This window comes from Gordonia sp. PvP123 (assembly GCF_040547295.1).
In the GTDB taxonomy this organism is placed as follows: Bacteria; Actinomycetota; Actinomycetes; order Mycobacteriales; family Mycobacteriaceae; genus Gordonia; species Gordonia terrae.
Genome location: NZ_JBEPPN010000006.1, coordinates 318,964 through 341,157, shown reverse-complemented (window position 1 = coordinate 341,157; position 22,194 = coordinate 318,964). Strand labels below are relative to the sequence as shown.

Sequence of the window (22,194 nt, the reverse complement as noted above, 5' to 3'; positions counted from 1 at the left end):
ACGGGTGGCTCACGGCGTTTTCACAGGTTCATCCGCTATCAAGAAATATGACCTCCACCACCGTGCGCCGTAGCCCCTTGCGCCGCGCCTCCTCGCCGGCTCCCGCGCTGGCGGGTGTGGTCGCGGTAGGGGCGGCGCTGGCTGCGGGCGAGCTGGCCGCGGTTCCGGTCTCGCCGGACGCGTCGCCGTATTTCGCCGTGGGCTCGTCGGTCGTCGACCATTCACCCGAGGCGGTCCGCAAGTGGGCCATCGAGACGTTCGGTGTCGCCGACAAGCTCGCCCTGTTCATCGGCATGGGCATCCTCATCGCGGTACTCGCCGCAGCGTGCGGATACCTCGAACGACGACGACCCCCGCTCGGCTCGGTGATCATCGGAGCCTTCGGGTTGGTCGGCGTGCTGGCGGCGTTGAACCGCCCGGATGCCGGCTGGACGAACGCGCTGCCGTCGATCGTCGCGGGGGTCGTCGGCGTCGTCGTGCTCCGCGTGCTGATCACCCAGTTGGGTCCCGCGTCGGTCGATACCGATGAGGTGGACGGACACTCGGCCGACGACGAGCCGAAAGCGGCTGCGCGGTCCGACTTCACGCGCCGCTTCGTGCTCACCGCCGGCGGCATCGCGGCTGCCGCGGTCGTTGTCGGGGTCGTGGCCCGGCGGGTGCTCGCCGACACCGCGGGCGTCGTCGCCGACCGCGCCCGGGTGCTGCTGCCGCGTGCCGCAAGCCAGGCGCCGCCGATCCCGGCCGGTGCCGAGCTCGAGGTCTCGGGCGCAACACCTTTCATGACCAGCAACGCCGACTTCTATCGAATCGACACGGCGCTGCAGGTCCCTACCCTCACCACCGGTGAATGGCGACTGCGGATCCACGGCGACGTGGATCGCGAGGTGACGCTGTCCTGGGACGACCTGCTCGCCATGCCGATGACCGAACGGATCGTGACGCTCGCGTGCGTGTCGAACGAGGTCGGTGGCAACCTCGTCGGCAATGCGACATGGCTGGGGGTGCCGATGCGTGAGGTCCTCGACCTCGCCGGCGTCCGGCCGGGCTCGGACATGCTGCTGTCCACCAGCGTCGACGGATGGACCTGTGGCACTCCGATCTCGGCGCTCACCGACGGGCGTGACGCGCTCCTCGCCGTCGGGATGAACGGTTCGCCGCTTCCCCTCGAACACGGCTACCCGGTCCGCCAGGTGGTGCCGGGGTTGTACGGGTACGTCTCGGCGACGAAATGGGTTGTCGACTGGGAGATCACGCGCTTCTCGGAGGCCAAGGCGTACTGGACGACGCGCGGATGGTCGGCCCTCGGCCCGATCAAGATGGCGTCGCGGTTCGACCGTCCGGCCGACGGCACCGAGCATCCGGCCGGCGAGGTCGTGGTCGCCGGCACCGCATGGGCCCAGCACACGGGCATCGAACGCGTGGAGGTCCGTGTCGATCAGGGGCCGTGGCAACCCGCCGAGCTGACCACGAAGTACAGCATCGACACCTGGCGACAGTGGAAGTTCGTCTGGCAGGCGACGAAGGGCAATCACACCCTCGAATGCCGGGCGATCGATCAGAAGGGGATGCCCCAGATCGAGCGTTATCAGGCGCCGGCACCGGATGGCGCCAGCGGATTGGACGACCGCACCTACACCATCGTCTGAGGCAACGCGCCGAGGCCGCGCGACCGCGTCACGCGGGCGGTGCGAAGAACTCGAGCGCGATTCCGTGAGCGGACGGAAGACTGCCGAACTCCGCGGTTGACGAACGCGCTTCTCGCCGGAACGGGCGACAGTGTCTGGTGACGCCCCGAGACAGTGTTCGTGCCGCACCCCCGCGAGGACGACACCTGTACAGACAACTGTCCAGAAACGACCAAAAGCGCAGCGTCAAGGGTTGAGTGAGGTATCCGACTCACCTGAGCTGCCGCTGAGAACGCATGTTATGTTCAACGCACCTTTATGTGAGCCGGGAGACAGTCATCCCTTGTCGAACCCGTGCACCTCGTGACCTGCGTCAGGTCGTCCGTTCCGCCGACACACATGGCGGAGCTGCACGATCTGGAAGCAGGTCACCTCGTTGACAAGACGCGCCGAGCACAGGCGCCAACCAACGGTGCTGCGACGAGCGGCGCCGACCAGACAGGGTGAGATAGATGACAGTGGGTGTCGTGCGCGAGACGGCCGAGGGGGAGCGCCGGGTGGCGCTGGTCCCGAAGGTCGTCGCCGCGCTGGTGGGCAAGGGTGTGCCCGTCGTGGTGGAGTCGGGGGCCGGTCTCGGCGCCCTGATCCCCGACGAGGCGTACACCGAAGCCGGTGCAACGATCGGCGATCCGTACGGATCGGATGTGGTTCTGCGGGTGTCGCCGCCGTCGGATTCGGAGATCGGCAAGCTGCGGAGCGGACAGAAGCTGATCGGCTTCCTCGCGCCGCGCAATGCCGACAATCAGATCGGCACCCTGCGCGATGCCGGCGTGGAGGCTTACGCGGTGGAGGCCATCCCGCGTATCTCCCGCGCCCAGGTGATGGATGCGTTGAGCTCGCAGGCCAACGTCGCGGGCTACAAGTCGGTCGTGGTGGCGGCGGATGTCTCGACGCGCTTCTTCCCGATGCTGACGACCGCCGCCGGAACGGTGAAGCCGGCCACGGTGCTGGTCCTGGGTGTGGGTGTCGCGGGACTGCAGGCGTTGGCCACGGCCAAGCGGCTCGGTGCGCGGACCACCGGCTACGACGTGCGTCCCGAGGTCGCCGAGCAGGTCCGATCGGTCGGCGCCCAATGGCTCGACCTGGGTATCGACGCGGCCGGTGAGGGCGGGTACGCCCGTGAGCTGACCGAGTCCGAGCGCGCGCAGCAGCAACAGGCGCTCGAAGACGCGATCAAGGGTTTCGACGTGGTGATCACCACCGCGCTCGTGCCGGGGCGTCCGGCGCCGCGGCTCGTGACCGCCGCTGCGGTCGAGGGCATGAAGCCGGGCAGCGTGGTCATCGACCTCGCCGGGGAGACCGGCGGCAACTGCGAGTTGACCGAGCCGGGTCAGACCGTCGTCAAGCACGACGTGACGATCGCCGCCCCGCTGAATCTGCCGGCGACGATGCCCGAGCACGCCAGCGAGCTGTACTCGAAGAACCTGCTGGCGCTCATCGAGCTGATGCTCGACGACAACGGTTCCATCACACCGGATTTCGACGACGAGGTCATTGCGGCCGCGTGCGTCACCCGTGACAAGCCCGGCGCCGGGAACGAAGTGAGCGGGCCGAAAGACGGCCAGCAGGAGGTGAAGGCCTGATGTATGCCGGACTTCTCGCGAACCTCGCGATCCTGGTGCTCGCCGGGTTCGTCGGCTTCGCCGTCATCTCCAAGGTCCCCAACACCCTGCACACCCCGTTGATGTCGGGCACCAACGCCATTCACGGCATCGTCGTGCTCGGCGCGCTGGTGGTCCTGGGCAAGTTGCCCGCCGACGCCGGGTGGGGTGTGCGCATCATCGCCTTCGTCGCGCTGGTGTTCGGCACGCTCAACGTGATCGGTGGCTTCGCGGTCACCGACCGCATGCTGGGCATGTTCAAGGGTAAGAAGGAGGCGGCCAAATGAACGGCTCCCCAGAAACATCTATGTCACAGCTGGTACTCGCGGCGGGTGCGCACACCCCGAGCGAGGGCGTCGCCTACCTGGTGACCGCGCTCTACATCGTCTCGTTCTCCCTGTTCATCTACGGCCTGATGGGTCTGACCGGACCCAAGACCGCGGTGCGCGGCAACTGGATCGCCGCGGTGGGTATGGGTCTGGCCGTCGCCGCGACGCTGCTCTACGTCTGGAACGAAGGGGCTGTCGGTTCCGATGGGCACTCGACCGAGGGCGTGCCCACGATCAACTGGGTGCTCATCGTCGTCGGTCTGGTTCTCGGTGTGGCTCTGGGTATCCCGCCTGCCCTGAAGACCAAGATGACGGCCATGCCGCAGCTGGTCGCGCTGTTCAACGGCGTCGGTGGTGGCACCGTGGCGCTCATCGCCTGGGCCGAGTTCATCGAGACCTCCGGGTTCTCGACCTTCCACAACGTCGAACCGGCCTCGCCGCTGGTGATCGGCTCGCTGATCGCCGCGATCATCGGTTCGGTCTCGTTCTGGGGATCGCTGGTGGCGTTCGCGAAGCTGCAGGAGATCATGCCGAAGGGGTTGGAGAAGACCTTCGTCTCCAATGCCAAGCTGTTCCAGGCCGCCAACATCGTGTTGCTCATCGTCGCACTGGGATTGGCGATCTACCTCGGCGTCGATGCTTCCAACGGCGGCGGCGCGAGTGTCTGGTGGATGGTCGCCGTGCTGGTGGCTGCCGGTGTGATGGGTCTGTTCGTGGTGTTCCCCATCGGTGGCGCGGACATGCCGGTGGTCATCTCGCTGCTCAACGCGATGACGGGTCTGTCGGCTGCGGCCGCGGGTATCGCGCTGGACAACACCGCGCTGATCGTCGCCGGCATGATCGTCGGCGCCTCGGGTTCGATCCTGACCAACCTGATGGCCAAGGCCATGAACCGGTCGATCCCGGCCATCGTGTTCGGCTCGTTCGGCGGCGGCGATGCCGCTGCCGTGGGCGGCCCCGGTGCCGAAGGCGGCACGGTCAAGGCGACCTCGGCCGCCGACGCCGCGATCCAGATGGCGTATGCCAACCAGGTCATCGTCGTCCCCGGGTACGGTCTGGCCGTGGCGCAGGCCCAGCATGCGGTCAAGGAGATGGCAAAGCTGCTGGAGGCCAAGGGCGTCGAGGTCAAGTACGCCATCCACCCGGTCGCCGGTCGCATGCCCGGTCACATGAACGTGCTGCTCGCGGAGGCCGACGTCGAATACGACTCGATGAAGGAGATGGACGACATCAACGGCGAATTCAGCCGGACCGACGTCGCCATCGTCATCGGGGCCAACGACGTCACCAACCCCGCGGCCCGCAATGATCCGAGCTCGCCGATCCACGGCATGCCGATCCTCAACGTCGACGAGGCGCGATCGACCATCGTGCTCAAGCGGTCGATGAGTTCAGGTTACGCCGGCATCGAGAACCCGCTGTTCTTCGCCGACGGCACCAGCATGCTCTTCGGCGACGCCAAGAAGAGCGTCGAGAGCGTGATCGAGGAACTCAAGGCCCTCTAGCGTCTTCGCGTCCTCCCGAGGCCCCGGCAACCGTCCTGGTTGCCGGGGCCTCGTCGTTTGCGCTCCTCGCGCCTCGGGGGACCAGTGGTCGCGGTGTCCGGTCGTGATCGAGCAGGAATCGAGAAGCCGTGGGGCCGGCCGGCGCCGTACTGTCAGCGCATCACCTGATCTCATCGGAGGAAGTCATGTCCTTGTCCCTGCGGTCACTCTCGCTCTGGTACCAGCGAAAGGCCAACGAGCGCACCGTCGCCCGCATCCGGAAGAAGTCCGGATCGATGTGGGGGATGGAGATGCTCATCCTGCGCACGACCGGTAGGCGCTCTGGTCTCGTGCGTGAGACACCCCTGAGCTGGTTCGCCGACGGTGACGGCTGGCTGGTCGTCGCATCGGGTGGTGGCGACCGGAACCCGGACTGGTTCGCCAACCTGACGGCCAATCCCGATGGCGTGTCGGTCGAGCGCCACGGGGAGGAGCCGGTGGCCGTGCGGCCGGTCGTTCTCGACGCCGCCGAGCGCGCAGCAGCGTGGGATCGGGTGGTCGAGGCTCAGCCGCGATACGCCAAGTATCAGAAGAAGGCAACGCGCGAGTATCCGCTTGTGAGGCTGGTTGCCTCCCAGTAGTGATCTCCGGGCCTAGATCGAGGCCGCCCGGAGCATCGAGAATGATGACGCGGGTGAGTAGCGTGCCCCGCCACTTCGTGTTCCGCGGAACACTCTTGACCTCGGGTTGAGGCCCGCGGGATTGTCGGTGCCGGGCGATATCTTGTTGCTGTACTTCTCGTTTGTTTCAGGGGGTTGCGGTGGGGGCCAGTGCTTTTCGTTCGGGTGGGGATGTTGCATCGATGTTCGACGGAGCGCATCCGGAGTCGCTGTCTGATGAGGTGCTCGAGGGTAGGGTGCTGGGGTATGCGGCGCAGATCACGGCGTTAACAGCGGATTTCCTTGAACTGGTGGCGGAGTTGGATGGGCGGGAGTCGTGGCGGGGGCCGGGGATTCATTCGCTGGCGCACTGGTTGTCGTGGAAGGCCGGGATTGCTCCGCGAACGGCGCATGAGCATGTTAGGGTCGCGAAGGCGATCCGAGGATTGCCGTTGATCGGCAACGCTTTTGGCGAAGGTCGGCTCTCGTATTCGAAGGTCCGCGCCCTGACGCGGGTGGCCACGCCTGAACGTGAGCAGGAGTTGGTGAATCTGGCGTTGTCGTGCATGGCGAGTCAGTTGGATCGGGCGGTACGGGCGATGGGCCAGATCGACCGTGACCGTGGCGTCGAAGACGAAAGCCGGCCGCCGGTGGAGTCGACGGGTCGGTGGAAGTGGAACAGTGACGGGTCGTTGTCGGTGTCGTTGCGGTTGAGTCCGTTGGATGGGGCGCGGTTCCTGGCTGGGACGGTGCGGGCGGAGTATGAACGCACCCGCACCTGCGATGACCCGGATCTACCGACCGTGCAGAGTGTTCCGCGGAACACTGAATCGGGTTCGGTTGTCGAGGATTCGGTGGTGGAGTCGGAGGTGGTTCCGTCGCGGCGTCGGGATTTGTGGCGGCAGGTGCCGTCGAATGTGGCGCCGGCGGTGGTGGCGATGGCGGACATGGTGCATGACGGGATCGCGATGCCTGAACTCGCACCTGGTGCGGAGATCCTCGTTCATGCCGGTGCAGGGATGGAGCACGCTCATCTCGATGACGGTCCCGGGTTGTCGGAGGTCGAGGTGGTCGAAGCTCGGTGCGGTGCGTCGACGCGGGATGTGGTGAGCCGCGGGGTGCCCGGGCAGCCGGGGAAGTTGGCGTTGTTGGGTGTGGGTCGTCGGAAGCGGGCGCCGAACAAGGCGTTGGTGCGGGCGTTGTTCGTGCGGGATCGGTGTTGTCAGATGCCGGGGTGTGGTCGGACGCGTCATCTGCATGCTCATCATGTGCGGTTCTGGTCGGCGGGTGGGCGGACGGATCCGGACAATCTGATCTTGTTGTGTGGGTCGTGTCATCGGTCGTTGCATCGGGGTGAGTTCTCGATCACCGCGCACGGTTCGCAACGGTTCAGTTTTCACGGTCCGGACGGTGTCGAGATCGTGGCAGCCTCGCCGACCTCGAAGCCGGTGGGCTGGGTGCCCGATTCCCGGATCGGTGCAGACGCGACGGTGCCGGTCGGTGGCGGGCGGATGGACTTGGGGTACACCACCGAGGTGCTCTACGCCGTGTGGGAATGGAAGGAACGCAACTCTTCTCGCGTCGATCTCGACAGATCGGCGGCGTAGGCGTCGATCGTCGGACACTCACGAGAATGCGCCCTCGAGGATGTGCAGGCCGGTTCGGCGATGAGTTCCGGCGAGCAGGCGTGTCTATCCCTGCACAACACACTCGCACGAGCCGCCAGGAGAACATCATGAACAGGAACAGCATCACCGAGGACACCGCCGCCCCGACGACCGCGAACCCCGCATCCGACGAGGCGCCGCCGGCCCGCCGGAACTGGCGCCGCACAACGGGAATCGTGATCAGCGTTCTGGTCGGCGCATTCCTCGCGTTCGACGTCGCAGGCAAGCTGGCCCGTCCGCAGGCGGTGATCGACGGAACGCGGGAGCTCGGCTTTCCCGCCGACCAGGCCATCGTGATGGGGGTCGTGTTGCTCGTGTGCCTGGTCGTCTACGCGATCCCGCGCACCGCCGTGCTCGGCGCGGTGGGGATCACGGCCTACCTCGGTGGCGCGGTCACGGCGAACATGCGGATCGAGGCACCGCTGTTCGACACGATCCTGTTCGCGGTCTACCTCGGCGTATTCATGTGGATCGGGTTGGTCCTGCGACGCCCGGAGCTGCTCAAGGTGGCCGGCCTGAAGCGCTGAGCTACGCCCGGCCGCAAGAGACTCCGCACCCGTTACCGATCTGGGATCGGACGGGTGCGGGGTCGTTGTGCATCTCTCGTACTGTTACGCGAGTGACTGGTGTGACCAGAGTGAAGCGCAGGAAGCTGGCGGCTGCTGCGACGATCGCGGTCGCCGCGCTCGGTGGCGTGGCGGTCGGGACGTTGCCGGCGCAGGATGCGTCGGTGGTGACGACCGCGTCCGCGATCGACCCGGCCGGCCTGTACAACGACGCGCAGTCGAAGTTCGCCGGAGGTGACGTCACCGGCGGCCTGGAGCTCCTCCAGCAGGTACTGGCGGTGGCGCCGGCCGACTCCGATGCGCTGGCACTGCAAGCGATCTGGTCGGATCAGGTCGAGGATGTCGTGGCCGGCCGCTCGGCGCCGGGAGCGCAGCGAGCGGGCCAGGTCCAGTCGGCACTCAACCGACTGTCGATGATGAATCCGGCACTGGCGACGACAGCACGCAACATCATCTCCGGTGTCGCGACCGCGGCGCAGATCGTGCCGAGTACCACGCCCCGACCGGTGTCCGGCCGCGTGGCCATCGTCGTCCTCGGGTACGGGTTGAATGCGAACGGGAAGATGGCGCCGGAGCTCGTGAACCGGGTGTCGGCGGCCAAGGCGCAATCGGAGCTGACGACCGGTGCTCCGGTCGTGGTGACCGGCGGGGTGCCGAAGAAGGGTGTCACCGAAGCGGCCGCGATGCGAACGTGGCTCGTGGACAACGGTGTCAGCGCGAGCCGCATTCTCACCGAGGACAAGTCGGGGTCGACCGTGGCCAATGCACAGAACACCGCCGAGATCCTGCGGGCGCAGGGCATTCGCGACATCGTGCTGATCACGTCGCCCAACCACATCCGGCGCGGGGCGGCGGACTTCGGGGCCATGGGGCTGCGTGTCGTCGGGTCGCTCACCACCGCAACGGAACTCGAGAAGTACCAGACCCCGCTGGCAAAGGCGCAGCAGACCGGCATCAGGCTGGAGGCGACCCGGACCGCCCGTATCCCGGCCACCCACGAGCCGGGGCTGCTGCCGCAGAACCTCCCGGAGACCGGCCCCGGCCTCATCCCGGAGATCGGCGGCAAGATCCTCCAGGAGCTCCTGAAGGCCGGTTCGTCGGCCTGACGCCTGATCGCGCCGGGTGTCACCCGGAACGGACCGCGGCGTGAACGGCGGCCTGCACGCCGTGCCCGGCGCTCGTGATCGGTTCGACCGACCGCAGCGTGCGGCACAGTACGAAGGCGCCTTCGAGGGCGGTGAGAGTGATCAGCGCCAGCCGACGAGCCTCCGACTCCGTGATGTCGAGCTGACCGAACCAGGCGGCGAGACCGGCCAGCCAGCTCTCGAAGACGTCGGCGGCCTCGAGGCGGAGGCGCTCGTTGGTGCTCGCGACTTCCAGCGCGATGGTCTCGATGGAACACGCCTCGCCGTAATCCTGGGCGTCGAGCAACTTTCCCGCGTTCTCGAACAGTGACGGGATACCGGAGAGAGGGTCGGTGGCGGCCAGTTGCTCGCCGACGAACCCGCCGTACCGGAGCCCCTCGCGCCGGATGACCTCGACGCTGATCGCCTCCTTGCCGCCGGGGAAGTGATGGTAGATCGATCCGAAAGGCGCCTGCGCCGCCGCCGAGATCTGTTTGAGTCCGGTGGCCGGCATTCCCTGACGGCGATACAACTCCGCGGTGGCCTCCAGGATCCGGTCGCGAGTCGTGGGGTCTGCTGCCATGACGTCTCCTCCTTGCGCATCGTGCCGTGACAGCTTATCTTCCCTCTAAGTAGAACGATCTATCTAGGAGGTGGAACGTGCCTATCGTCGACGTTCCGTCCGGGCCCATCGCCTACGAGGACACCGGGGGTGACGGACCGGTCGTGGTGTTCGGCCATGGTCTGCTGATGGACGGCAGGCAGTGGCGCAAGGTGATTCCGCTCCTGGCCGGCTTCCGGTGCATCACTCCGACGCTTCCGATGGGTGCGCACACGCAGCCGATGAACGATGACGCCGACCTCACCGAGACGGGAATGGCGGGCATCCTCGCCGACTTCCTCGACGCGCTCGGCCTCGACGACGTGACGCTCGTGCTGAACGATTGGGGCGGCGGACAGTTCGCGATCGCCCAAGGTCGGGACAAGCGCATCGGCAAACTGATGCTGGTCTCGTGCACCGCCTTCGACAACTATCCGCCTGCGCCCGCGCGTCCGGCGGCGCTGTTGTGCCGGGTACCGGGCGGCGGATGGATTCTCACCAGGATGCTGGGCACGCGGTTCTTCCGGCACAGCACGCGCGCATACGGGGCTCTGACGAAGTCGGGCATATCGGATTCGCTCTTCGACGAGTGGTTCCGGCCGGCCGTGGAGAACGCGGCGATCCGGCGCGATCTGGTGAAGTTCGCGGTCGGCGCCCCCTCTCGCCGCCGCCTGCTCGAATTGTCGGACACGCTCGCACGATTCGACCGGCCGGTACTCGTGGTCTGGGCCAGGGAAGACCGGATGATGCCGCTGGAGCATGCCGATCGGCTCGTCGACCTGTTTCCCGATGCGTCGAAGGTCGTCGTCGACGACTCGTGGACGCTGATCCCCGAGGATCAGCCGGAGACGATGGCCGATCTGGTGCGCGGGTTCGCGGGGTGATGACGCGCCGGCACGTCGCGGCCGCCGGGGGTCAGAACATCACCGACCGGAAGTGGGTGACGAACCGCTCCTCGTCATAGAGGTGGAACGCGATACCCGGCGGCTGACCGCGATTCACCACTTCGCGTCCTTCGAAAGGGAGGTTCAGTGTCGACGACACGCCCGGTGCGACGCAGAGCGGACGGTCGGCGAATGTGGTCACCGCCGGGGTGTGCGCGTGTCCGCACAGGAACGCGACGATGTTCGGGTGTTCTCCGACCAGGTCGGCGAGGCGGCCCTCGTCACGCTGCCGGATGGAGTCCATGAAGGGCATGAGCAGGTCGACCGGCGGATGGTGAAAAGCGATGAACACCGGGGTGTCCGCGGTCGTGGCGTCGAGTCGCTCCGACAGCCAGGCGATCGTCGCGTCGTCGAGACGGCCGTCGTTGCGTCCCGGTATCGAACTGTCGCACATCAGGAAGAGCACGTCGGAGCCGTCGCGTCCGCGCACCGTCCGCGCGTGATTGATCGGGCCAGAGGTCTCGGTGCCGATGAGAGCCGCGCTGAACGGCTCGCGGACGTCGTGGTTGCCGGCGGTGATGAGCATCGGCAGCGGACTCTCGAGTACCCCGTGGGCCTCGCGGTACTCGCTGGCCGCACCCTCGTCGGCGATGTCACCGGTGACCAGCAGGACGTCGATGCCGGCGGCACGAGCATTGATGTAGCCCAGTGCCGCCTGGATGCGGGCCCGATTGAACCGCGTCCCGTTGAAATGCAGGTCGCTGATGTGGGCGACAACGAACACGAAGAGCTCCTGTCACGGTTCTGACTCCCACGAGGCTAACCGCACGCACAGTCCGACGACGCATCGCCTCGGGGCCGGGAGGCGCAACGCACTTCCGTGCCGTCGCTGTGGTTCAGCCCGCTCCCACTCGTCGACGCGGGTAACGTACGGCGATCCGGGAACGACATCGAAAGTGAGTCGCCGACCTGCCAACCCCCGACCCGGCAGGTCGGCGATTCACTCTCTCCGGCAGGTGACGAAGTCCGGTGCGGTGGGCGCCGCGTCCGTTGATCCCCGCGCCTCTACCAGGTGGTATCCCGAGCCGGTTGCATTCTTCCTTCGTCGCGCGCACACTTGCGCACGACAACTAGTTGCACAGCGCAACTAATTGCAAAGGGAAAGTAAAGAGGGAATCCGGAGGTGGCGACGATGCCGGTTCTCGATCAGCAGGCGATCGACGACCTGTTCGAGACCTTGCTGCGGTTCGTACGCATCCGTGAACGGGCGGTCCACACCACCTTCCGAACACGAGACGGCGAGTTCGAGGCGGCGGCGTTCAAGGCGCTGTTCCCTCTGGCCCGACGGTCGATGCGATCCCGCGAACTCGCCGAGGCGATGAACGCCGATCCGTCGACGGTGAGTCGCCATGTGGCTCTACTGGTGGACCACGAACTGATCCGTCGAGAGGCGGACCCCGACGACGGACGTGCCACTCTCCTCGTCATCACCGATGCGGGCCGGGACCGCGTCCTGGCGATGCGCGAGATGCGGCGATCCGCGATGGCCGGCGTCATGGCGGACTGGACCGACGATGAACTCCACACCCTGGTAGGGCTTCTCGGTCGGTTCGTCGACGCTGCCGACTCGGCCCTCAACCCGGCGTGCTCAGCCCGCAAGCCGGACGCGGACGCGTGAAACCCGTGAAAGGACGACAATGACAGACTCCTCGGCGACCCCCGAAACGGTCGTCCCCGAAACGGTGGCCCACGAAGAGGTCGCCGGGGCCGGACTGACCCATCGCCAGATCCTGACCATCCTGGCCGGACTCATGATGGGCATGTTCCTGGCTGCTCTCGACCAGACCATCGTGTCGACCGCGATCCGGACCATCGCCGACGACCTGCAGGGTTACGACATGCAGGCGTGGGTGACCACGGCCTACCTCGTCACCGCGACGATCGTGACGCCCCTGTACGGCAAGCTGTCCGACCTCTACGGTCGCAAACCGTTCTTCCTGCTGGCGATCTCGATCTTCATCGTCGGTTCGTTGCTGTGCACGATCGCCACGTCGATGTACGAGCTGGCCGCGTTCCGCGCATTCCAGGGACTCGGTGCGGGCGGTCTGATGACCCTCGCGCTGACCACGATCGGCGACATCGTGCCGCCCCGCGAACGCGCCAAGTACCAGGGTTACTTTCTTGCCGTGTTCGGCACCTCGAGTGTCCTCGGCCCGGTCCTCGGCGGTCTGTTCGCCGGTCAGGAGACCATCCTCTGGGTGTCGGGCTGGCGCTGGGTGTTCCTCGTGAACGTGCCGATCGGGCTCGTCGCACTGTTCGTCGTCTACAAGGTGCTCAACTACGACCAGCAGAAGGGCGTCGGTGGGCGCACCGACTACTGGGGCGCGACAGCGCTGGCCGTCGCGGTGGCGCCGCTGCTCATCGTCGCCGAACAGGGCCGCGAGTGGGGCTGGAGCTCCGGGCTGGCGATTCTGTGCTACGGCATCGGCGTCGTCGGTATCGCGGCGTTCATCTGGATCGAGCACACGATGGGCGACGACGCGCTGATCCCGTTGCGGGTGTTCAAGAACGTGGTCTTCAGTCAGGGCATCGTCGTCTCGGTCATCATCGGTGCCGTCATGTTCGGCGGAATCTCCATGCTGCCGCAGTACTTCCAGGTCCTCCGCGGATCGAGCCCGATGATCGCCGGTCTCCAGATGCTGCCCATGGTGCTCGGACTCATGACCGGTTCGATCCTGTCGGGCCAGCTGATCTCCCGCACCGGTCGGTACAAGATCTTCACGATCATCGGCGCGGTGCTGATCACCACCGGCACCTTCCTGCTACACCTGGTCGGTACCGAGACCCCGGTCTATCTCGTCATGCTGATGGCGGCGTTGCTCGGCTTCGGCCTCGGCAATCTGATGCAGCCGATCACTCTTGCGATGCAGAACATCCTGCCGCCCAAGGACATGGGGCTCTCGACCGGCACCGCCACCTTCTTCCGCCAGATCGGCGGAACGCTCGGTGTCGCGGTCTTCTTCTCACTGCTGTTCTCGTTCATGGGGCCGAACATCAAGGACGAGATGGTGTCGGCGGCCGCGCAGCCCGAGTACCGGGCGGCGGTCGTGGAGGCCGCGCAGAGTTCCGACCCGCAGGTCAGCGCATTCGGACAGTCGCTCATCGAGGCCGCTCAGAACCCCGGCGCCGCAACGGGATCGTCGGACAGCGTCATGAGCGACACCTCGATCATCGAGAAGCTGCCGACCGAGCTCGCACAGCCCATCAAGGAGGGCTTCGCCGATTCCATGGACCGGGTGTTCCTGGCGGTGTCGATCATCTCGTTGCTGGCCATCATCGGCACGGTCACCTGGAAGGAGCTCCCGCTGCGCCAGGGACGGCCGATCGGTGCACCGGAGTCGACGCCTGCCTCGTGAGGAGATCGGTCGCCGGCATCCTGATCGTCGTTGCGGGCCTCTGCTATTCGTCGTGGGTGATGGAGTTCGGGTGGGCGGATTCGCTGGACCCGATGCGCAGCTTCCTCAGCGAGCTCGACGCCGCCAACCGTCCCCACCGGGACATCTACGTGGTCGGGGACGTCACCACCGGGATCTGCGCATTGGTCGCGGCACTGCTGTTGCTCGTCCCGCACCGGACCTTTCGGGGTCGGACGGCGACCACCGCCGTTCTCGCCCTGGCGGTTTTCGGCGCGGCGACCATCGCCGACGCCCTGCTCCCGATCGAGTGCATTCCGGGAGTCGACGCCGGGTGCCCGCGCGAGCCGAGCGGGCTGCTCCCGCAACTGCACCACATCCATGCGCTGACCAGTACGGTCGCGGTGTTCGCCATCTTCACGGTGATGGTCGCCGCCGGCGTCTCGGCGCTGCGCACCACCTCCTCCGGGGGCACCGTCTGGCCGGTCCTCCGGCGGATCGGGAATGCGGTGTTCGTCGTCGTCGCGCTCGCCACGGTGTGGATGCTGGTCGCCGACAACCTGTCCGGCGACTTCCGGCTCGGACTCGCCCAGCGCATCCAGGTCGGCGGTATGAGCGTGTGGTTGATGCTCTGGGGGTGGGCGGTGCTCAGCTCGCGCGACGGGGGACGATCGACGGATCGCCACACGCCGATTGCCCACCGAGCCGTTCCAGCGGATGGAAGTGGGGGCCGGTGAGCGACACGCGATATCGGTCGCGGCGATAGTCTGTCGTCGACGGCGAGAGAATCGGGTGGTGTATGGCGGTTCGGGACGGGCATCCGGCCGGTGATGCCGCTTCGGCGCTGCGCATCTCGGTGCTGGGCCCCATCTCCTGCGAACTCGATTCCGAAGTGGTCGATCTCGGCCCGCGTCGACAACGTGCCGTCCTGGCCCGGCTCGTGGCCGGTCGCGGACGGGTGGTGTCCACGGATCGGTTGATCGACGACCTCTGGAACGGCGAACCACCGCCCAAGGCCCTGGCGGGCCTCCAGGTGCAGGTGTCCAACCTGCGACGCGTCATCGAACCGTCCCGCCCACCCCGCGCTCCGGCCACCGTGCTGGTCAGCGAACAGCCGGGATACGCACTACGGCTCCCACGATCGGGTGTCGACGTCTGGGAGTTCGAGGCCCTCGTCACCGTCGGCGACGCCGAGGATCCCGCGTCGAGACTCGACGAACTGGACGGCGCGTTGCGGATGTGGCGCGGAGATCCCTATGGCGCATGTTCGGCCGAGAGTTGGGCACAGCCCGAAGTCGCCCGCCTGCAGGACGTGCGCCGGTCGGCGGTCGAGCAATGGGCATCACTGGCGGTCGACCACGGACGTGCGGCGGAGGTCGCGCAGGTGCTGGCAGCGGAGTGCGACGACCAACCGGCCCGCGAAGAGTACTTCCGACTGCTCTCGCTGGCTCAGTACCGACTGGGACGGCAGGCGGACGCCCTGGCGACGCTGCGTCGGCTGCGGTCATATCTCGCCGACGAACTCGGAGTGGATCCCGGACCGCCGATCCAGCAACTCGAACGCGACATCCTCCAGCAGGCGCCCACTCTGACGGCACCGGTGGCGCCGGCCGTGCCGGAACCGCCGAAACCGCCGAGCGTGCTGCCCGTCGCCGTGGCGGTGGGTCGTCGCGAACCCGCCGGACGGGAGCACGAACTCGCGACCCTCCTCGGTCATGCCGAGAACGCGGTGAGCGCATCCGGTCTGCGAGTGGTGTGGCTCAGCGCGGAGGCCGGCGGCGGCAAGAGCACGTGTGCGGACTCTCTCGTCGCCCGTCTCGGCGCCACCGGGTGGGGCGGGGCGATCGGACACTGCCCCGAGGTCGACGGTGCCCCGACCGCCTGGGCATGGCGAGAAATTCTGCAGCAGATCGGAACTCGCGGGGAACCGACACCGGTCGAGACGCTGGACAGTTCGTTCGACATCGCCCGGCGGGTGATGGAAGCCTGCGGTTCACAAGCCGGGGCGCGAGGCATCGTCCTGGTCCTCGACGACGCACACCGCGCCGACGGCGCCACGCTCCAGGTACTTCGACAACTGGTGACCTGGATGGCCCGGTCCCCGGTACTCGTGCTGGTCACGTACCGGGCGTCGGAAGCCGGTGTCGACCTGCTGGCGACCACGGCATCCCTCGCCGCGGTGACTGCCGACCACATCGAGTTGAAGGGTCTGTCGGACAACGGTATCCGCGAGCTCGCGGCGTCGGTGGGACTGGAATCCCTGGACACCCCACTGCTCGAGCTGTTGCGCACGAGGACCGACGGCAACCCGCTGTTCGTGCGCGAACTCGCCAAGCTGGTCGCATCCCGCGGGTTCTCGGCTGCTGCCGCCGCGATCCCCCGTGGCGTCACCAGCGTGCTGATGCAGCGGATCGAACGGCTTCCCGCCGAGGTGGCGACCGTCTTGCGTCTCGCCGCGCTCTTCGGGCGCAGCGCACCCATCGACGGCGTACTCACGTTGTGGAACAGGAACACCGACGAATCCGCCGAGGAACTCGTCCTCGACGCGATCGACACGGCCGTCGCCGCCGGACTGTTGACCGCTGACGTCGACACGGTCCACTTCAACCACGTTCTCGTGCGAGACGCCGTGTACGACAGCATCCCCACGCTGCGAAAGCGTCGATCGCACTGGCAGATCGTGAAGTATCTCGAACAGACCCGTGGCGTCGACCCGGACGAGCTGGCGCACCACGCGGCGCTCGGCGCCGTCCCGGACACGATCGAGCGCGCGCTCGAGTTGGTGACCGTCGCGGCCTCGGCGAGGTTCGCCACCGAATTCACGGCGGACTCGGCAGACCTGTGGCGCTCCGCAGTACGTCTGCACGAGATGGCCGGACACGCCGCATCGGCCGCCGACGAGGCCGGGCGCTCTGCGTTCGTCCTCGCGTTGACGCACCTGGTGACGGCACTGGCGTTCCGCGGCGACGACACCGCTGAGGCCCGTGCACGCCGCGGTCAGGCCCTCGCGGTCGCGCGAGAGCTGGATGACGACGACCTGGTGATGTCCGCGCTCACGTGCTGGCGGGCGCCGGTCATCTGGACGACGCGCCGCCAACGGATCGCCGACACGGACTTGATCGCGGCGATGACGGACGCGCTGGGTCGCGCCACGGGTGCGGACCGCGTGTACCTGTTGGTGTCACTGGGCTTCGAAATCGAAGGCATCGATGACCGTCGCGCCATCGAACTCGCCGCGCAGGCCGTGGCAGCCGCGGCCGACCACGAGGACCCCGAGGTCCGTTGCGCGGCCTGGAATGCGCGTGTGTACACCGCGCTGGGTCCTGACCTCAGCGCGCAGCTCCCGGAATTCGCCGACGAGTTCGACCGTGTGGCAGGTGAATCCGGAGTGCTCGCCTATCAGGCTGCCGCGCACTTCTTCTCGTTTCTCGCGCGTGCGGCGCGGGTGGATCTCCCCGGCGCCGTCGCGCAGGTACAACAGGGCCTGCGGTCGGCCTCGAGTGGGCGTGCCGGTGAACTCGTCGTCGTGTTGTCAGCCTTCTCGGCGGTACTGGAGGTGCTGGGTGGCGACATCGACCAGGCGGAGCGTGAGTACCGCGACCTCACCGCCCGGCTGCAGGCCGCCGGCGCGGTGAACTCGGCGGAAATCGGTCTGGTCGGCGAGATGGTGATCGGCTGGTTCCGCGGCTCGCTAGCGCATCTCACCGGACCTCTCGCCGCGATCGACGAGGTGGCTCCGAAGATGATCTCCTGGGTGTACGTCGTCGCACTGCTGGACGCCGGTCAGCCCGATCAGGCGCGTCGCGTCGCTCGCGCCGCGCCGCCGATCAGCCGCGATTTCTACTGGACCGCGATGTCGGTCTTCCACGCGCGCGCCCTCGTCCGGCTCGAGATGACCGAGGCCGCTCGCGTGTTGTACACCGAACTGCGGCCGTGGTCGGGGACCGTTGCCGGCCTGAACTCGGGATCTGTCGCATTCGGCCCTATGGACGTGGTGCTCGCCGAACTCGCCGATCTCCTCGGCGACACGGACGCGGCGGCTGCCCACCGTCGTACGGCCGAGGAGGTGCAGGCCACCGTACGAGCCGGCCTCATCGAGCTGGGCCGGCGATGAGGGCCTCCCGCTTGTCGAAGCTGCGAACGAGCAGGGCGAGCATGGCCCGGATGACCGGACCCGCCTCGCTCTTCATCTTCGCCAGCTCCCGCTCATCTGCATGCCGCATCATCCTCGGGACCTCGAATCTCATGCTCGCGCCGGCCCGGGCCGCTTTCTCCACCCGATCCCAATCGGCCACGCTCACATAGCGATCGACGATCGGGAACACGACTCGCTCCTCGTCGGCGATGTGCTCGCCGAGCAGCTGGTGAACGTCGTCGAGTGTCGCCGCCAGGTCGGTCGCCGCCACGCCGAGGCGGTCGGGTTTCGCGGCTGAGAACGCGGCGATGCGCGCCTGCAGTGTCGCGAGCAACGCCTCGAGTTGGGTGTGATCGTCTTCCAGGTCATGGACGTCGACGGCGGCACCGGCGGATGCGGTGAGGATGGGCCACACCACCTCGTCCTCGATGGTGTGGTGATGATGGATGGACGCGCACAGCTGATCGAGATAGCCCGCGATGGCGTCGCGACGACGACCATCACACGGCTCACCACCGCCGATCCGGCCGAGGATCTCGGCGAAGCGGCGTGTGTCGTGGAGCATGCCCCGGTGGGCGATCTTCATGCCGGTGAGATCGGGTGTGCTGGACGCGGTGATGTCGGTGCGGGAGGTGGGGCGGCTGGTCACGGGTGGCTCCTGAAGGCTCGCGGTGGCTGACTACGGCCACTGTGCGCCGCCCGACTTACACCCGACTTGTAGTCGCCTTGCGGGCATCGCGCCGATCCCCACGAGGACACGGTCGGACCGCCACCACCCGGAGCGGGACCGACTCACCCCGACAGCGTCCGCCGGAACAGGCCTTCGAGTTCGGCGAAGTGATGTTCGGCGGCCTCGTGGTGATACGCCGCCAGGTCGGACATCGTATAACCGTGTGGTGCATCGGGATAGACGGTCGCCGAGTGGGCAATACCCCCGGCGGTCAGCGCGTGCTCGAACTGGGCCACCGCCGTGGCGGGTAGCGATCGGTCCTTGTCGGCGTGGATCGCGAGGACGAAGGCATCGATGCCGAGGAGATGCAGATGCGGGCTGTCGTGGTCGTCGGTGACGAGCCCGCCGGTGTGGAACATGCCGACCGCGGCCACGTCGTCGGGCCGGGCGGCGGCGATGGTGAGCGCGAACCGACCGCCCATGCAGTACCCGGTGACACCCACCGGGCCGGGCGCGACATTCGGCAGGGCCTGTAGCGCATCGAGATAGGCGACGAGATCGGGGCGTACCGCGTCAGGCGTGAGTGTCCTGGCCCGCGGCATCGCGGATCGAAAGAACGCGGCCCGCGCTTCGGGCAGCAGGAGATCCTCGGTCGGTGCCCATTTCGTGGCGGAACCGTACCGATGGAACAGGTGCGGAACCAGGACGACGTATCCCCACGACGCGATGCGGTCGGCCATGGCCTCGATCCGTGGCCGCAGCCCGATCATGTCGGTGAAGAACAGGACACCCGGCAGTGGAGAATCGGATGGCCGCGAATCCGGCCGTGTCACATAGGCTTCGGTGTCGCTCTCGGCGGCGGCGATGGTGATCGTCTCACCGGTCATGGGTGTCGCTCCTGTTCTCGATTCGGTTGCGGCCGCTCGTCGGCGCTCAGAGATCGCCGGGCAACTTGTCCCGCCGGATCCCCCGCCAGCTGGGATGCCGCAGATGCCCGGCCGTCGTCCAGTCCATGAACCGGACCTCGCCGACGATCTTGGGCAGCACCCATACCGCGCTCGATTCGACGGGCCGGTCGAGCTTGTCGAGGAACGGCGACCGCGAGATCTCCAGCGGGCCGAGTTCCTCGGCGAGCGAACGCAGCTGCGCGTCGGTGAAGCCGGTGCCGACGCGGCCGACGTAGCGTAATCCGGTCTCCTCGGGCAGACCGATCAGCAACGAGCCGATGGTGTGGGAGCGGTTGCCGCGCCCCGGTCGGTACCCGCCGACGACGACCTCGATGTCGCTCCAGTTCTTGTGTTTCAGCCACGTCGTCGACCGTCGCCCCTGCTGGTACACGGAGTTGCGACGTTTGGCGACAACGCCTTCCAGATTGTGTTCGCGGCTGTACTCGACGGCGGCCGAACCCGGACCGGGAAGCAGCGGCGGAACCTCGACGAAGGCTGAGTTGCGGAACGCGGGTGCCAGTTCCTCGAGCAGTTCACGGCGGACCGACCACGGTTTGCGCAGTAACGACGAGCCGTTGAGGAACAGGATGTCGAACAGGTGCAACCGGAGCGAGTACGGCTCGTCGGTGTGCCGGCGCGAGGTCAGCAAGGTGAAGTTGGTGCGCCCGGAGGAGTCGATGGCGACGACCTCCCCGTCGAGCACGACGTCCATGAGGCCGAGATCGTCGGCGAGGCCGGCGAGTTCGGGAAAGTCGGCGGTCATGTCGATACCCGATCGCGAGGTGAGCCGGAACTCGCCGCCGACGGAACGGATGAGGAGGCGGTACCCGTCCCACTTGCCCTCGAAGGCCCAGTCGCGGCCGTTGAGCCCGTCGATGGACTCGTCGGTCGCCAGCATCGGGCGGGGATCGGTGAGGCTGTCGGGGACGATCGGCCGGGGCTCGTCGCTCATGAGATGGGCGAGCCAGTTCTTCTCGCCGGTCCGGATCAGGGCGTAGCGACCCTGGACGCGCTCGCCATGGAGGCGGACGATGACCTCTTTGTCGCGCCACTTCTCGAGCTCGAATGTGCCCTTGTCCCAGATCGATACGTGACCACCGCCGTACTCGCCCGCCGGGATGTCGCCCTCGAAGTCGGCGTAGTCCATGGGGTGGTCCTCGGTCTGCACCGCGAGCCGGTTCTGGTCGGGGTCGGTGGGCAGGTTCTTGGGCACGGCCCACGACACCAGGACCCCGTCGTGTTCGAGCCGGAAGTCGTAGTGCAACCGCCGGGCATGGTGTTCCTGGATCACGAAGATCGGTGCCCGGTCCGTTGCGGTGCCGGCGGATTCCGGCTCCTCCGATGCATTCTCGGATTGAATGCGCTGCCGATGCACGTCGTCCCCGAAGGGCTCGGGCGTCTTCGACTGGTCGCGCTTGCGCCGGTACTCCTTCAGGTTGATGACCTGACCCGCTGCCGGCTCGACGGCGGATTCCGGCTCATCCCCGTCGGTGCCACCGTAGGGGTCGTCGAGGCCGTCGAGGAGATCACCGAATTCTTCCACGCGCTCCAGCACCTCGGTGTAGAGCAGTTGGGAGAGCCCGGGATCCTCCATCTCCTCCCAGGTGCGCGGCGCGGCCACCCAGGGCTGCTCGCGTCCGCGCATCGAGTACGGAGCGAGGGTGGTCTTGGCGGCGGTGTTCTGGCTCCAGTCGATGAAGACCTTGTCGTCGCGCAGCGATTTCGACATCTTGGCGGTGATGAAATCACCGTGCTGACGCGCGAACTCGTTGGCGACCTCCTGTGCCACCTTGCGCGCCGCGTCCGACGTCACGGGTTTCGGGAGCCGCGCGTAGAGGTGGATACCCTTGCCGCCGCTGGTCACCGGGTACGTCGTCGCCCCGCCGAGCCAGTTGCGGATCTCGCACGCCACCTCCGCGGTCCGGTGCAGCGGCACCCGCGGGCCGGGGTCGAGGTCGAAGACGATGCGGTTCGCCATGGGAGCGCCGTCGGGTCCCATCGGAAGCCGCCACTGCGGAGTGTGGATCTCCAGCACCGCCATCTGAGCGAGCCAGACGAGCGTGGCGCGATCGTCGGCCATCGCGTAGGAGATGACCCGCTCGCTGTGCTGGATGCCGTGGCGCCGTATCCAGTCCGGTGCGCTGTCGGGCACGTTCTTCTCGAAGAACGGGGTCGACTCGACGCCGTTGGGCCACCGTTTGCGGGTGATGAGGCGGCCTCGCACGTGGGGGAGGAGGACGTCGGCGATGCGCGAGTAGTAGTCGATGACCTCGAACTTTCGGGTCCCCGCCGCCGGATAGAGCACCTTCGAGAGATTGGTGATCGAGATCCGCCGACCGTCGACCTCCAGTGTCTCGCCGCCTGCCATGCCGTCCATTGTCCACAAGGTCGGCCGAGAACGTCTCGCTGCTTGCCGCCATCTGACCCGA

18 protein-coding genes are annotated in these 22,194 nt (G+C 67.3%); 13 read left to right on the top strand and 5 right to left on the bottom strand.

Annotation, left to right across the window (positions count from 1 at the left end):
• Positions 1–47 precede the first annotated feature (47 nt).
• From ABIC25_RS14070 to ABIC25_RS14035, 8 genes are all read left to right on the top strand, one after another.
• The gene (locus ABIC25_RS14070; RefSeq protein ID WP_354561938.1) at positions 48–1,646 is read left to right on the top strand and encodes a molybdopterin-dependent oxidoreductase; all 1,599 of its coding nucleotides are present in this window, start codon (positions 48–50) and stop codon (positions 1,644–1,646) included.
• A gap of 491 nt (positions 1,647–2,137) precedes the next feature.
• The gene (locus ABIC25_RS14065; protein WP_239402369.1) at positions 2,138–3,268 is read left to right on the top strand and encodes a Re/Si-specific NAD(P)(+) transhydrogenase subunit alpha; all 1,131 of its coding nucleotides are present in this window, start codon (positions 2,138–2,140) and stop codon (positions 3,266–3,268) included.
• Positions 3,268–3,573: an NAD(P) transhydrogenase subunit alpha part 2 gene (locus ABIC25_RS14060; RefSeq protein ID WP_004020381.1), complete on the top strand. Its 306-nt coding sequence runs from the start codon at positions 3,268–3,270 to the stop codon at positions 3,571–3,573. Before ABIC25_RS14065 ends, ABIC25_RS14060 begins: the two co-directional genes overlap by 1 nt.
• Positions 3,574–3,593: 20 nt before the next feature.
• Positions 3,594–5,120, top strand: coding sequence for an NAD(P)(+) transhydrogenase (Re/Si-specific) subunit beta (locus tag ABIC25_RS14055; RefSeq protein ID WP_354561937.1), 1,527 nt, complete (start codon positions 3,594–3,596; stop codon positions 5,118–5,120).
• A gap of 185 nt (positions 5,121–5,305) precedes the next feature.
• Positions 5,306–5,740: a nitroreductase family deazaflavin-dependent oxidoreductase gene (locus ABIC25_RS14050; RefSeq protein ID WP_354561936.1), complete on the top strand. Its 435-nt coding sequence runs from the start codon at positions 5,306–5,308 to the stop codon at positions 5,738–5,740.
• 221 nt (positions 5,741–5,961) lie between these two features.
• Entirely contained in the window at positions 5,962–7,365 is a 1,404-nt protein-coding gene (locus tag ABIC25_RS14045; protein WP_354561935.1) for an HNH endonuclease, read from the top strand.
• Between the two features lie 128 nt (positions 7,366–7,493).
• Entirely contained in the window at positions 7,494–7,952 is a 459-nt protein-coding gene (locus ABIC25_RS14040; RefSeq protein ID WP_239402365.1) for a DoxX family protein, read from the top strand.
• A gap of 101 nt (positions 7,953–8,053) precedes the next feature.
• Positions 8,054–9,097 carry a YdcF family protein gene (locus tag ABIC25_RS14035; protein WP_248645679.1) on the top strand — a complete coding sequence of 348 codons (1,044 nt, stop codon included), beginning with the start codon at positions 8,054–8,056 and terminating at the stop codon, positions 9,095–9,097.
• 19 nt (positions 9,098–9,116) lie between these two features.
• On the opposite strand, the gene ABIC25_RS14030 is transcribed toward ABIC25_RS14035, so the two are convergent.
• Positions 9,117–9,698: a TetR/AcrR family transcriptional regulator gene (locus ABIC25_RS14030; RefSeq protein ID WP_354561934.1), complete on the bottom strand. Its 582-nt coding sequence runs from the start codon at positions 9,696–9,698 to the stop codon at positions 9,117–9,119.
• 77 nt (positions 9,699–9,775) lie between these two features.
• On the opposite strand from ABIC25_RS14030, the gene ABIC25_RS14025 reads away from it, so the two are divergent.
• Positions 9,776–10,600, top strand: coding sequence for an alpha/beta fold hydrolase (locus tag ABIC25_RS14025; RefSeq protein ID WP_354561933.1), 825 nt, complete (start codon positions 9,776–9,778; stop codon positions 10,598–10,600).
• Positions 10,601–10,631: 31 nt separating this feature from the next.
• Here the strand turns inward: ABIC25_RS14025 and ABIC25_RS14020 are convergent, their stop codons facing one another.
• Entirely contained in the window at positions 10,632–11,384 is a 753-nt protein-coding gene (locus ABIC25_RS14020) for a metallophosphoesterase (RefSeq protein ID WP_004020371.1), read from the bottom strand.
• Between the two features lie 408 nt (positions 11,385–11,792).
• On the opposite strand from ABIC25_RS14020, the gene ABIC25_RS14015 reads away from it, so the two are divergent.
• From ABIC25_RS14015 to ABIC25_RS14000, 4 genes are all read left to right on the top strand, one after another.
• The gene (locus ABIC25_RS14015) at positions 11,793–12,278 is read left to right on the top strand and encodes a MarR family winged helix-turn-helix transcriptional regulator (RefSeq protein WP_004020370.1); all 486 of its coding nucleotides are present in this window, start codon (positions 11,793–11,795) and stop codon (positions 12,276–12,278) included.
• 19 nt (positions 12,279–12,297) lie between these two features.
• A complete protein-coding gene (locus tag ABIC25_RS14010; protein ID WP_354561931.1) occupies positions 12,298–14,016 on the top strand; it encodes an MDR family MFS transporter in 1,719 nt (572 codons plus the stop codon).
• Positions 14,013–14,750 carry a DUF998 domain-containing protein gene (locus tag ABIC25_RS14005; RefSeq protein ID WP_354561929.1) on the top strand — a complete coding sequence of 246 codons (738 nt, stop codon included), beginning with the start codon at positions 14,013–14,015 and terminating at the stop codon, positions 14,748–14,750. The genes ABIC25_RS14010 and ABIC25_RS14005 overlap by 4 nt, the downstream gene beginning before the upstream one ends.
• 62 nt (positions 14,751–14,812) lie before the next feature.
• The gene (locus tag ABIC25_RS14000) at positions 14,813–18,127 is read left to right on the top strand and encodes an ATP-binding protein (RefSeq protein ID WP_354561927.1); all 3,315 of its coding nucleotides are present in this window, start codon (positions 14,813–14,815) and stop codon (positions 18,125–18,127) included.
• On the opposite strand, the gene ABIC25_RS13995 is transcribed toward ABIC25_RS14000, so the two are convergent.
• The 3 genes from ABIC25_RS13995 to ABIC25_RS13985 all read right to left on the bottom strand — a co-directional run bounded on the left by ABIC25_RS13995 (position 18,105) and on the right by ABIC25_RS13985 (position 22,133).
• On the bottom strand, positions 18,105–18,797 hold the full coding sequence (locus ABIC25_RS13995; RefSeq protein WP_248643950.1) for a hemerythrin domain-containing protein: 693 nt from the start codon (positions 18,795–18,797) through the stop codon (positions 18,105–18,107). The genes ABIC25_RS14000 and ABIC25_RS13995 overlap by 23 nt on opposite strands.
• 143 nt (positions 18,798–18,940) lie before the next feature.
• Positions 18,941–19,705 (bottom strand): dienelactone hydrolase family protein, encoded by a 765-nt coding sequence (locus ABIC25_RS13990; RefSeq protein ID WP_354561926.1) that lies wholly within the window; start codon positions 19,703–19,705, stop codon positions 18,941–18,943.
• A 46-nt stretch (positions 19,706–19,751) separates the two neighbouring features.
• Positions 19,752–22,133, bottom strand: a complete 2,382-nt coding sequence (locus tag ABIC25_RS13985) for an ATP-dependent DNA ligase (RefSeq protein WP_354561925.1) — start codon at positions 22,131–22,133, stop codon at positions 19,752–19,754.
• Between the last annotated feature and the right edge of the window lie 61 nt (positions 22,134–22,194).

What these genes read in the sequence shown, in the direction of transcription:
- ABIC25_RS14070 (WP_354561938.1), top strand. Translation starts at nt 48, where the DNA reads ATGACCTCCACCACCGTGCGCCGTAGCCCCTTGCGCCGCGCCTCCTCG.
- ABIC25_RS14065 (WP_239402369.1), top strand. Translation starts at nt 2,138, where the DNA reads ATGACAGTGGGTGTCGTGCGCGAGACGGCCGAGGGGGAGCGCCGGGTG.
- ABIC25_RS14060 (WP_004020381.1), top strand. Translation starts at nt 3,268, where the DNA reads ATGTATGCCGGACTTCTCGCGAACCTCGCGATCCTGGTGCTCGCCGGG.
- ABIC25_RS14055 (WP_354561937.1), top strand. Translation starts at nt 3,594, where the DNA reads ATGTCACAGCTGGTACTCGCGGCGGGTGCGCACACCCCGAGCGAGGGC.
- ABIC25_RS14050 (WP_354561936.1), top strand. Translation starts at nt 5,306, where the DNA reads ATGTCCTTGTCCCTGCGGTCACTCTCGCTCTGGTACCAGCGAAAGGCC.
- ABIC25_RS14045 (WP_354561935.1), top strand. Translation starts at nt 5,962, where the DNA reads ATGTTCGACGGAGCGCATCCGGAGTCGCTGTCTGATGAGGTGCTCGAG.
- ABIC25_RS14040 (WP_239402365.1), top strand. Translation starts at nt 7,494, where the DNA reads ATGAACAGGAACAGCATCACCGAGGACACCGCCGCCCCGACGACCGCG.
- ABIC25_RS14030 (WP_354561934.1), bottom strand. Translation starts at nt 9,698, where the DNA reads ATGGCAGCAGACCCCACGACTCGCGACCGGATCCTGGAGGCCACCGCG.
- ABIC25_RS14015 (WP_004020370.1), top strand. Translation starts at nt 11,793, where the DNA reads ATGCCGGTTCTCGATCAGCAGGCGATCGACGACCTGTTCGAGACCTTG.
- ABIC25_RS14010 (WP_354561931.1), top strand. Translation starts at nt 12,298, where the DNA reads ATGACAGACTCCTCGGCGACCCCCGAAACGGTCGTCCCCGAAACGGTG.
- ABIC25_RS14000 (WP_354561927.1), top strand. Translation starts at nt 14,813, where the DNA reads ATGGCGGTTCGGGACGGGCATCCGGCCGGTGATGCCGCTTCGGCGCTG.
- ABIC25_RS13990 (WP_354561926.1), bottom strand. Translation starts at nt 19,705, where the DNA reads ATGACCGGTGAGACGATCACCATCGCCGCCGCCGAGAGCGACACCGAA.
- ABIC25_RS13985 (WP_354561925.1), bottom strand. Translation starts at nt 22,133, where the DNA reads ATGGCAGGCGGCGAGACACTGGAGGTCGACGGTCGGCGGATCTCGATC.